The 11,770-nt window shown below is 67.5% G+C and carries 6 protein-coding genes; 3 read left to right on the top strand and 3 right to left on the bottom strand.

The window, feature by feature from the left end; genetic code table 11:
* The first annotated feature begins 24 nt into the window (after nt 1-24).
* Nucleotides 25-1,491: a DegQ family serine endoprotease gene (locus tag ACNQFN_RS00130; protein WP_068635658.1), complete on the top strand. Its 1,467-nt coding sequence runs from the start codon at nt 25-27 to the stop codon at nt 1,489-1,491.
* A gap of 58 nt (nt 1,492-1,549) precedes the next feature.
* Here ACNQFN_RS00130 and ACNQFN_RS00125 read toward each other — a convergent pair whose 3' ends face one another.
* Nucleotides 1,550-3,172 carry a methyl-accepting chemotaxis protein gene (locus tag ACNQFN_RS00125; RefSeq protein ID WP_174524509.1) on the bottom strand — a complete coding sequence of 541 codons (1,623 nt, stop codon included), beginning with the start codon at nt 3,170-3,172 and terminating at the stop codon, nt 1,550-1,552.
* Nucleotides 3,173-3,443: 271 nt separating this feature from the next.
* Here ACNQFN_RS00125 and ACNQFN_RS00120 point away from each other — a divergent pair, with 271 nt between their 5' ends.
* Complete coding sequence (locus tag ACNQFN_RS00120; protein WP_068635660.1) at nt 3,444-3,896, top strand: c-type cytochrome; 453 nt, start codon at nt 3,444-3,446, stop codon at nt 3,894-3,896.
* Between the two features lie 106 nt (nt 3,897-4,002).
* Here ACNQFN_RS00120 and ACNQFN_RS00115 read toward each other — a convergent pair whose 3' ends face one another.
* Nucleotides 4,003-4,701 carry a cytochrome b/b6 domain-containing protein gene (locus tag ACNQFN_RS00115; protein ID WP_418647647.1) on the bottom strand — a complete coding sequence of 233 codons (699 nt, stop codon included), beginning with the start codon at nt 4,699-4,701 and terminating at the stop codon, nt 4,003-4,005.
* Nucleotides 4,702-4,890: 189 nt separating this feature from the next.
* On the opposite strand from ACNQFN_RS00115, the gene ACNQFN_RS00110 reads away from it, so the two are divergent.
* Entirely contained in the window at nt 4,891-5,868 is a 978-nt protein-coding gene (locus ACNQFN_RS00110) for an SdiA-regulated domain-containing protein (RefSeq protein WP_418647646.1), read from the top strand.
* Between the two features lie 71 nt (nt 5,869-5,939).
* Here the strand turns inward: ACNQFN_RS00110 and uvrA are convergent, their stop codons facing one another.
* On the bottom strand, nt 5,940-11,633 hold the full coding sequence (uvrA, locus tag ACNQFN_RS00105) for an excinuclease ABC subunit UvrA (protein WP_418647645.1): 5,694 nt from the start codon (nt 11,631-11,633) through the stop codon (nt 5,940-5,942).
* Nucleotides 11,634-11,770 lie beyond the last annotated feature (137 nt).

The following is an 11,770-nucleotide window of genomic DNA, read 5'->3' as shown; positions in this document are numbered from 1 at the left end:
CACTGACCAACTACGGAATCGATCATGCGCAAACATCTTGTGACCACTGTTCTCGCTCTCTCCATCGCTGCCGCGCTGCCCGGCACGGCCCTGATTCCCGCCGTCCATGCCCAGGCCGCGCCAGCGGCCTCGCTGGTGTCGCCGAACCGCTACGGCCTGCCGGACTTCGGCGATCTGGTCGAACAGGTCGGCCCGGCGGTGGTGAATATCAGCGTCGTGCAGCAGCAACAGACGGCGGGCGGCCAGAATCCGTTCGCCAACGATCCTTTCTACGACTTCCTGCGCCGCTTCGGCGTACCGATGCCGGGTTTCCCCGGCCAGCCCGGCATGGGGCCGCGCGCCCGGCAGGGCATCGGTTCGGGCTTCATCGTCAGCCACGACGGCTACGTGCTGACCAATGCCCACGTCGTCGCCGGCGAGGATGGCGACGCGGCGCTGTCCGAAGTCACCGTGACGCTGATCGACAAGCGCGAGTTCAAGGCCAAGGTCGTCGGCATCGACCGCCGCACCGACGTCGCGCTGCTGAAGATCGAGGCCAGGGACCTGCCGGTGGTGAAGATCGGCAAGGCCGACGAAGCCCGCGTCGGCGAATGGGTGGTGGCGATGGGCTCGCCCTTCGGCTTCGACAACACCGTCACCGCCGGCATCATCTCGGCCAAGGCGCGCCGCCTGCCGGACGAGACCTACGTACCCTTCATCCAGACCGACGTCGCAATCAACCCCGGCAACTCGGGCGGGCCGCTGTTCAACCTCGCCGGCGAGGTCATCGGCATCAACTCGCAGATCTATTCGCGCTCGGGCGGCTTCATGGGCATTTCGTTCGCGATCCCGATCGACGTCGCCATGAACGTCAAGGATCAGCTCGCCACCCATGGCCGCGTGCAGCGCGGCCGCCTCGGCATCGGCATCCAGAGCGTCGACAAGGATCTCGCCCAGTCCTTCGGCCTGCCTGACGCGCGCGGCGCCCTGGTGGCCAGCGTGGAGCCGGGCAGCGCCGCCGACAAGGCCGGCATCCAGGCCGGTGACGTGGTGCTGAGCCTGGACGGCAAGCGCATCGACGACATGGCCGACCTGCCGCGCGCAGTCGGCGAGAAGCGCCCCGGCACCCGCATCCGCATGGAAATCTGGCGCGACGGCCGCAGCCGCGACGTGGTGGCGACGCTGGACGAAATGACGAACGACAACATCGCCGCCGCCCCGGTGCCGAGCCAGGTCGAAAACATCGATGCCGGTCTCGGCCTCAGCGTGCGGACACTGACTTCGCAGGAGGCGGCCCAGCTGCAGTTGCGCGGCGGCCTGGTGGTGGAAAGCGTGGATGGTGCCGCCGCACGCGCCGGCCTGCGCAACGGCGACGTCATCATCGCGCTCAACAACAATGCCGTCACCAACGTCGCCGACTTCCGCAAGCTGGTCCGGGCGGCCGGCAAACGCTTCGCACTGCTGATCCAGCGCGGTGAATCGCGCATCTACGTGCCGCTGCGGCTGGAGTGACGCAAGACGGGGGCCGGCCCCGCCCCGGCCCCCCACGAATCCGTTCAGGCCCGGCACCTCACACCCGGAAGCGCCCGACCGATTCCTGCAGCCGTGCCGCCAGCCGTTCCAGCTCGCGCGCCGCCTGCACCGTCTGCCCGATGGCGAGATCGTTCTCGCTCGCCATGCCGGCGATGTCGTCGATGCCGGATGCCACCGATGCGCTGGAGCGGCGCTGCTCGGCCGTTGCGGTGGCAATGCGGTCCAGCCCTTCGCCTACTTCGGCGACCAGCAGGTTTGCCGCACCCAGCACCTGCGAAACACCATCCGCCACCACTCGGCTCGATTCGAGGTGGGCCAGGCCGCTCTCGATCGCCCCTCTCACCGAATCCGAACGCTGCCCGATCTCGTGCGTGATGCCGTCGATCTCGCCCGCCGAGCGCGCCGACTTCTCGGCCAGCTTGCGCACTTCGTCGGCAACCACCGCAAAGCCGCGCCCCTGCTCGCCGGCGCGTGCCGCTTCGATCGCGGCATTCAGCGCCAGCAGGTTGGTCTGCTCGGCAATCTCGCGCATCTCCTGCGTCATGCGTGAAATGGCTTGCGTCGATTCGATGAAATCACCGACCGTGCCCGCCATCTGGCGCACTGCCGACTCGACCTGCTCCATCTCGCCGATCAGTTGCCGCACGCTCTGCTCGCCTTCGCGCGAATGCGCCAGGCTGGCATGCGAACGTTCGCGTACCTCGGCCGCATTGTCGGCAATGTGCGTGATGCTGCCGCTCATCTGCTCGACTGCGGCGCTGGCCGTTGCCGAACGTTCGTTCTGCCGGTGCGAGCGCTGGCCGAGATCATCGGCGCCCTCCGCCAGATGCCGCGCCGCCCGTGCCACTTCGTCGGCCGCCGCGCCGACCTCGCGCACGAGCACCGCGATGACGGCCATCATGTCGTTGAATGAATCCGCGGTACGGCCGATCTCGTCCTTGCCGGCCCGTTCGAGACGGCGCGTCAGGTCGCCGCCGCCTTGCGCGATTTCGGCGAGGCCGGCAGCCAGACCGGACAGGGGGCGGGCAACGAAGCGGCGGATGAAGAAGAACACGAAGCCCAGCAGCGGCAGCGACGCCAGCGCGGCGAAGACGATGCTCTTGTTGCGAAACTCGGTCACTGCCGCCTCCGCCCGGTCGAGCGAGACGCGCATGCTGACCGCACCCAGCGGCACCCCTTCGGCAACCTGATGGCAGGTGATGCAGTCCTTGCCCAGCCAGTCCTTCGACGCCAGCGCCGGTATGACCACGCGCAGATGCTCGCCATGTTCCGCGCCGTGCTCCACCGCCATGTGGGTCCGGCCGTCGGCCAGCGCCCGGCGCTCGGCCTCGTCGAGCGGAACTTCGCCGGCCTCGCCCGGGCCGAAAATCCGGCTGGTCTCCTCGCCGCGGATCACCTTCAGGTCGCGCACCACCGACAATTCCTTGATCTGGTCGAGAAACACGTCGCGCTGGGCCACGGTGCCGGTGATCATCATGCCGGTCAGCCCGGCCATGGTCATTTCGTTGACCGTGGCGGCGAAATCCCTCGCCTGCCCGATCGCCATGTCGCGGGTCACGCGCGTTTCCCACACGATCATGCTTCCCCAGGCAAGCACCAGCATCAGCCAGATCGCGGCGGTCAACCTGAACCAGATCGGAGTATCCGCAAAGCGGCGCATCATTCCCTCTCTCCACAACTACGATGGCGGGCCCAAACACTCCATCGGCGGGCCCGTCTCCCATCAACGGCCGGAAAGCCCGCATTCTTGAGCCGGCATCGCGGGGTTTGATCGCTACCGTGCAAACAGAATATCATTATGCGCTGATATAAGATGCATTGAACCAACGCGGAAGCCACGCTGTCGCAGGGCGGTCCGGTTCCAGGACGAACCCGTCGCCCTCCTTGGCGTCATTTTTTCAACCACGCTCCAAAGCAGCAACGAGGTAACAATGAAGAAGATCATCGCACTCGGCATCCTTGCCCTTTCCGTCGCCGGCACCGCATCCGCCCAGGTGAAGCCCGAAGACCAGATCAAGTACCGCCAGGCCGGCTACAGCTTCATGTCCTGGAACATGGGCAAGATCAAGGCCAACCTCGAAGGCGAATTCAACGCCCAGCAGGTCCAGGCCGCCGCCAACGCCATCGCCGCCATCTCCGGCTCGGGCATGGGCGCGCTGTTCGGCCCCGGCACCGAAAAGGACATCGGCAACGTCAGGACGCGCGTGAAGCCCGAGTTCTTCCAGAACATGGACGATGTCGCCAAGCTCGCCACCGACCTGAATACCGCCTCGAACAATCTGGTTGCCGCCGCCGCCACCGGCGACAAGGCTGCGGTGCAGAAGGCCTTCGGCGACACCGGCGGCACCTGTAAGGCCTGCCACGACAAGTATCGCGCGGACTGAAACACACCCGTGACCGACATGAAAAAAGCCGCAGATTCGCGGCTTTTTTCATTTTCGTACGCCCGCCCGCAGACGGGCACCCATGCGGCAGGCTTGCCGCCCGCGATCACCAGGCGGGAACGGCCTGGGCCGGAGGCGGCGGCGGCGGCGGTGGCAGCAGCCCGCCCATTGCCGCCCACACCGCGAAACCTGCCACTGCCAGTGCCAGGATGAAAGCGACCGTGCCGCCACCTTGCGCCGATTTCAGCTCGGGATCGGACACTTCCTTGAAGCCGGTGATCATCGGCTTCACCAGGTTGTCCTTCTTCACGTGCGCGTAGAAAAGAACCGCCAGCACGTGCAGCGCAACCAGCGCGATGGTGATCCAGAAATTCTGCCGGTGCAGGCCACTGAGCCAGTCGCTGGTGTCCTTGCTCACCAGCGCGTAGAGCGGCCCCTCGAAAGCGATGTCGTCGTTCGCCACCAAGCCACTGACCACCTGGAAGCCCAGGATCGCCAGCAGCACCAGCACCGACAGCGCGCCGAGCGGGTTATGCCCGACGCCGCGCCATTGCCCGCGCAGATAGGCGACGATGCCGCCCGGCCCCGGCACGAAGTTGGCGAAACGCGCGTAGGTCGAGCCGATCACGCCCCACATCAGGCGGAAGACCAGCAGCCCGCCGATCGCAATGCCCAGCCAGCCATGCCAGACGATCAGGTTGCCGCCGATCAGTGCCGTACAGTAGGCCGCGACGACGAGCAGCACCAGCGTCCAGTGGAAAATGCGCGTGGGGATATCCCACACAAGTATCTTGCGGATGTTCATGGATTGTTCCTGTTGGATGGTCCGGAATGCTCGGTGATCTGGAGAACGACAAATCCGGCCGGCCAGAGTTCCGCAGCGCAGCATCGCAAGCGGCAGTACAGACTGTAGCAAAGGCCGGTCGCCGCTCGTCGGCGAGGACCGCTAGAATCGGCTTCCCGGCCACCCCACCCTCCTGCGCAAACCCCCGCGATGACCAAGAAAAAAAGACGCATTTTCTGCCTGACCGCCCTGCTCGCCATCCTGGCGTTCGGCATCTGGCATTTCAAGGTCGTTCCGTTCGCATATTACTGGATGACGATGAAGAGCCACTCGGCCGAGTGGCAGGAGAAGGGCGTCTGGCTGCCCTTCTACCGTGTCGCGGTCGAGGCCCGGCCGATCGAGGGCATCGAACGCAATGCCTCGGGGCTGACCTTCAACCCCGCGACCGGCACGCTGTTCTCCGTCACCAATGCGCCGCAGGAAGTGATCGAACTCGATACCGAGGGCCGCCTGCTGCGGCGGATTCCGATCCACGGCGGCCAGGATCCGGAAGGTATCGCCCACATCGACGGCGACGTCTTCGTCATCGCCGACGAGCCGGACCAGCAACTCTACCGCGTCATCATCGGCGCCGGCACCGACAGCATCGACCTGCGCGGCGTGCCGCGCCTGGGGCTGGCGATCGATCTGTACAAGAATCGCGGATTCGAGGGCGTGTCGTGGGATTCCACCACCCAGCGCCTGTTCGTCGTCAAGGAAAAGGCACCGCTGCGGGTGTTCGCCATCGCCGGTCTGCCCGGACTGCTGAAGGGCAGCGCCTTCGACCTGCAGATCAGCGAATGGACGTCGTCGAAAGCATCCGCGCTGTTCATGACCGACCTGTCCTCGCTGACCGTTCACGAACCGACCGGCAACATGTTGCTGCTGAGCGACGAATCGGCGCTGATCGTCGAATACGCGCCGGACGGCAGCCCGGTCAGCATGCTGCCGATGTGGAAAGGCTGGCACGGCCTGTCATCGATGGTGCCGCAGGCCGAAGGGCTCACGACCGGGCCGGACGGCGCCATCTACGTACTGTCGGAACCCAACCTGTTCTACCGCTTCGAGCGGGAACCACGGCCGCAGTGGGCCGAAGGATCAGCCCGCAGAGTGGGTAGAACCTCAGGCGAAACCCACCGATCTCGATGATGGGTGGATTTCGCCCGAGGCTTGACGGGCGGGTCTCGCTTCGCTCTGCCTACGTGGCCCGACCCACCCTGCTACTGGCTTGCGCCCTTTGCGCGGCTGGCGAGGAATTCCCACAGATAGCGGCCGGTGTGCGAGCCCTCCGTCGCCATCGCCGTTTCCGGCGGGCCTTCAGCCACCACCCGGCCGCCGCCGTCGCCGCCTTCCGGGCCGAGATCGATCAGCCAGTCGGCTTCGGCCATCACGTCCAGATCGTGTTCGATCACCAGCACGGTATGGCCGGCATCGGCGAGGCGGTGCAACACGCGGATCAGCTTGTCGACGTCGGCCATGTGCAGGCCCACGGTCGGCTCGTCGAGTACGTACAGGCTGTGCTTGTCGGCCGGCAGCGGCACGCCGCCGGTGTCCTCGGCATCGCCGGGGCGGCGGCGCACCTTGGCCAGCTCGGTGACCAGCTTGATGCGCTGGGATTCGCCGCCGGACAGCGTCGGGCTGGGCTGGCCCAGGGTCAGGTAGCCGAGGCCGACGTCCTGCAACAGTTGCAGCGGATGGGCGATGGTCGGATGGGCGGCGAAGAAATCGACCGCTTCGTCCACCGGCATCGCCAGCACTTCGGCCACCGTCCGCTCCTTCCAGCGCACCGCTAGCGTCTCGGGGTTGAAGCGGGCGCCGCCGCAGCCCTCGCACGGCGTCTTCACGTCGGGCAGGAAGTTCATCTCGACCGTGGTCTGGCCGGCGCCGTCGCATACCGGGCAGCGGCCGGCGCCGGTGTTGAAGGAGAAGCGCGATGCGCTCCAGCCGCGCGTGCGGGCCTCGAAGGTGTCGGCGAACAGCTTGCGGATCGCGTCCCAGAAGCCGACGTAGGTCGCCGGGCAGGAACGCGGTGTCTTGCCGATCGGGGTCTGGTCGACTTCCAGCACGCGGCCGACCTGCTGCCAGCCGTGCATGGCCTTGCAGCCGACCAGCGGCTGATTCACTTCGGCCGGCTGGGCCTGGCCGCGGCGGCGGGCGCGGGTGGCTTCGGGATCGCCGAGGCGGGCGCGCAGGTTGGCGTGGATGACGTCGCGCGCCAGGCTGGACTTGCCCGAGCCGGACACGCCGGTGACCACGCTCAGGCGGGCGAGCGGAATGCGCACCGAGACGTCCTGCAGGTTGTGCAGCCTTGCACCTTCGACGCGGATCGAAGGATGATCCTTGAGCACCGGCCGGCGCGGCCGCAGCGGGTGCTGCAGCGGATGGCGAAAGCACTCGCCGGTCGCCGACGCGGGTGCGGCGAGCAGATCGGCGATGCCGCCTTCGGCCACCACCTGGCCGCCGCGCACACCGGCGCCGGGGCCGAGGTCGATGACGTGGTCGGCGCGGCGGATGGTGTCCTCGTCGTGCTCGACCACCAGCAGCGTGTTGCCGCGGTCGCGCAGGGCTTCCAGGGTATCGAGCAGCAGGCGGTTGTCGCGCGGATGCAGGCCGATCGTCGGTTCGTCGAGGATGTAGCAGACGCCGCGCAGGTTGGAACCGAGCTGCGCCGCCAGCCGGATGCGCTGCGCCTCGCCGCCCGACAGCGTGGGCGCGGCGCGGTCGAGCGCGAGGTAGCCCAGGCCGACGTGCTGCAGGAAGGCCAGGCGGCCGCGGATTTCGGCGACGAGGTCGCGCGCGATGTCGGTTTCGCGCTCGTTCAGCGTCAGATCGCCGAAGAAGACGGCAGCTTTATCCACCGGCCAGGCCGCGAGCTGGTGCAGGCCGAGCTCACGGAAGCGCACCGCCCGCGCCACCGGATTCAGCCGCGCGCCGTGGCAGGCCGGGCAGGGCTCGTCGCTGACGATGACGCCTTCGGCATCGCCGAGATCGAGCGCATCCGGGTCTTCGATGCGCGGCGCGGTCTTCAGCCCGGTGCCGAAGCACTTCGGACACCAGCCGTGCTTGGCGTTGTACGAGAACAGGCGCGGATCGGGCTCGGGGAAGCCGGTGCCGCAGCTCGGGCAGGCGCGCAGCGTGGAGAAGGTGATCGGTTCCGCGCCCAGCTTGCCGAGCGCGAGCACCTTGATCACGCCCTTGCCGATCTCCAGGGCCTGCCGGACGAACTCGCGCAGCGTGGCTTCGTGCTCCGGTTCGACCACCACCATGCCGGTGGGCAGCTCGATGTTGTGTTCCTTGTAGCGGTCGAGCCGCGGCCACTTCGCCGTCGGCAGGTATTCGCCATCGACGCGCAGCTGCGTGTGGCCCTTGCTGCGCGCCCATTTGGCGAGGTCGGTGTACAAGCCCTTGCGATTGACCACCAGCGGCGCCAGCACTTCGACCGAAGCGCCGCGCAACTCGCGCTGGATCTGCGCGACGATGGCCTCGAAGCTCTGCGGCGTCACCGGCACATTGCAGTCCGGGCAGAACTGGGTGCCCAGCTTCACGTACATCAGGCGCAGGAAGGGGTGGATCTCGGTCAGCGTCGCCACCGTGCTCTTGCGCCCGCCGCGGCTGGTGCGCTGCTCGATCGCCACCGTCGGCGGAATGCCGAACAGGCCATCGACATCGGGCCGGCTCGCCGGCTGCACGAACTGGCGCGCATAGGCGTTGAGCGATTCCAGGTAGCGGCGCTGGCCTTCGCCGAAGACGATGTCGAAGGCCAGCGTCGATTTGCCCGAGCCCGACAAGCCGGTGATGACGCTGAAGCGGTCGCGCGGAATGCTCAGGCTGACGTTCTTCAGGTTGTGTTCGCGCGCATGGCGGATCTCGATCGCCGGCGCCGCGATCGCGCGGTAGCGCACCGCCGGTTCGGCAGCCAGCAGCGCCTTACCGGAAGCCTGGCCGGCCGCTTCGCTGCGCGTGCGCTCGAGCGCTTCAGCGTATTCGCGCAACGCAGCGCCGGTATGGGAGGTTTCGTGGCCACGCACCACGTTCGGCGGGCCTTCGGCCACGATCATGCCGCCGCCCTCGCCACCTTCGGGGCCGAGGTCGATGATCCAGTCGGCAGCAGCGATCACGTCCAGGTTGTGCTCGATGACGATCAGCGAATGGCCGGCCTGCAGCAGCTTGTCGAAGGCGCCTAGCAGCTTGGCGACATCCTCGAAATGCAGGCCGGTGGTGGGTTCGTCGAACAGGAAGAGCAGGCCGGGTTCGGTTCCGGGTCTGGCGCTGTCCCCTGTTTTTTCCCCAAAGTTATCCACAGGCCTGGCTTTGCGTACAGTCTTCTTCTGCGCCGCCCCGGCAAGATGGCCGGCGAGCTTCAGGCGCTGGGCTTCGCCGCCGGACAGCGTCGGCACCGGCTGGCCGAGGCGCAGGTAGTCGAGGCCGACGTCGGCCAGCGGCGCCAGCGCGGCGAGCGCCTTGGGATGCTCGCGGAAGACGTCCAACGCCTCATGCACGGTGAGTTCGAGCACGTCCGCGACCGACAGGCCATTCCATTTCAATTCAAGCACTTCCGGCCGGTATCGCTTGCCATCGCAGTCCGGGCAGCGCAGCCAGACGTCGGACAGGAACTGCATTTCGACGTGCTCGAAACCCGAACCGGTACAGGTCGGGCAGCGGCCGTGGCCAGCATTGAAGCTGAAGGTTCCCGGGGTGTAGCCGCGCTGCCTGGCCTCCGGCAGGGTGGCGAACAAGGCCCGGATGGGGTCCCAGGCGCCGATGTAGCTGACCGGGTTGGAGCGCGAGCTCTTGCCGATCGGCGACTGGTCGACCATGACCACGCCGCGCAAGTTATCCACATTTTCCAGGCGATCGAAATCGCCCGGCGCTTCGCTGATCGACTCGCCGAAATGCTTGGCCAGCGCCGGGTACAGCACATCCTGGATCAGCGTGGATTTGCCCGAGCCGGACACGCCGGTCAGGCAGCTCAGCCGGCCTAGCGGGAAGGCGACGTCGATGTTGCGCAGGTTGTGCTGCCGGGCGCCCATCAGCTTCAGCCGCGGCGTGGCGGCATCGACAGGACGCGGCGGGCGGTCGATGTCGATGCGCTTGCGGCCGGCCAGCCAGGGGCCGGTCACCGAACCGGGATCGGCGGCGATCTCGGCCGGCGTGCCGCGCGCGACGATGTTGCCGCCGCGTTCGCCGGGGCCGGGACCGATCTCGAGCAGTTCGTCGGCAGCGACCATCACCTGCGGGTCGTGCTCCACCACCACCAGCGTGTTGCCGGCATCGCGCAGGCGCGTCATCACGCCGAGGATGCGGCCGATGTCGCGCGGGTGCAGGCCGATCGACGGCTCGTCGAGCACGAACAGGGTATTGACCAGCGAGGTGCCGAGCGCGGTCGTCAGGTTGATGCGCTGCACCTCGCCGCCCGACAGCGTGCGCGACTGGCGGTCCAGCGTCAGGTAGCCCAGACCGACGTCGGCAAGATAGTCCATCCGGCTGCGGATCTCGCCCAGCACCAGTTCGGTGGCCTCGTCGGCGGCGCCGGGCAGGCCGAGCGCCGCCACCGCGTCGCGCACGCGATCGACCGGCAGCGCCATCAACTCGTGGATCGCCAACCCGCGCGCATCGCCGGCGCCTTCGACCTTGACCGGCAGGCGCCACAGCAAGGCATCCGGCTTCAGCCGCGCGCCGTGGCAGGCCGGGCATTCCGTGTAGCTGCGGTAACGCGACAGCAGCACGCGGATGTGCATCTTGTAGGCCTTGCTCTCCAGCCAGTCGAAGAAGTGGCGCACGCCGTACCACAGGCGCGGCCAGGAGCTGTCCCAGCTCTTCCACTTCGGATCGCCTTCGAACAGCCACTGGCGATGCTCGGGCGGCAGGTCGCGCACCGGGATGTTCATCGCCACGCCGTACTTCTTCGCCATCTTCGCCAGGTCGTCCTGGCATTCGCGGAAGCTTTCGGTCTGCCAGGGCTTGACCGCGCCCTCGGCAAGCGTCTTCGACTCATCCGGCACCACCAGGCTGTAATCGACACCGATCACGCGGCCGAAGCCGCGGCAGGTCTCGCAGGCGCCGATCGGCGAGTTGAACGAGAACAGGCCGGGGGTGGCCTCGGCATAGTGGATGTCGCATTCGGCGCAGTGCAGGCCGGAGGAGTAGCGCCATACGGCCTCGCCGTCCGCCGAAGCGGAATCCGGCTTCACGCCCTCGCCCGAGGCATGAACCGACATGCGGCCATTGCCGCGCAGCAGCGCGGTTTCCAGCGCTTCGGCCAGACGGGCTTCATCGGCGTTCGAGGCACGGAAGCGATCCTGCACCACCATCAGCATGTCGCCCTCGCCGCCCTTGCCGGCGATGCGTTGCTGGATGCGGGTGTAGCCCTGCGCATTGAGCAGGCCGGCGACTTCTTCCTCGCTGAAGTTGGCCGGCACCGGCACCGGGAAGCACACCACCAGGCGCGGATCACCCTCTGCCTCGGCGCGCGCCCTGAGGTCGGCGGCGATGCTGGCGGCCGAATCGCGCCGCACCGGCTTGCCGCAGCAGCGGCAGTGCAGATGCGCCGCGCGCGCGTACAGCAGCTTGAAGTGGTCGGCCAGCTCGGTCATGGTGCCGACCGTCGAGCGCGAGGTGCGCACCGGGTTGGTCTGGTCGATCGCGATCGCCGGCGGCACGCCTTCGATGCGGTCGACCTGCGGCTTGTCCATGCGGTCGAGGAACTGGCGCGCGTAGGGCGAGAAGGTCTCGACGTAGCGGCGCTGGCCCTCGGCGTACAAGGTGTCGAACACCAGCGAGGATTTGCCCGAGCCGGACACGCCGGTAACGACGGTCAGGCGGTTCAGCGGCAGGTCGAGCGAGAGGTTGCGCAGGTTGTTCTGGCGCGCGCCGCGGATGCGGATGGCGGCGGGATCGTGGTCGGCGGCGGACATGGCTCGCGGGAAAGTCGCACAAGGCGACATTCTAAGGCTTGGCCCGCGCCGGACCGAATCCCTTACCAGCCGCGGGCCAGCAGTGAAGCTGCGAGACCGCTAAACTGCACTGCGAAGGCCCCGCTGCATAAAAAAAA

It is taken from the genome of Thauera butanivorans, from assembly GCF_048398245.1.
In the GTDB taxonomy this organism is placed as follows: domain Bacteria; phylum Pseudomonadota; class Gammaproteobacteria; order Burkholderiales; family Rhodocyclaceae; genus Thauera; species Thauera butanivorans.
This window is presented reverse-complemented; position numbering and strand designations above follow the sequence as displayed.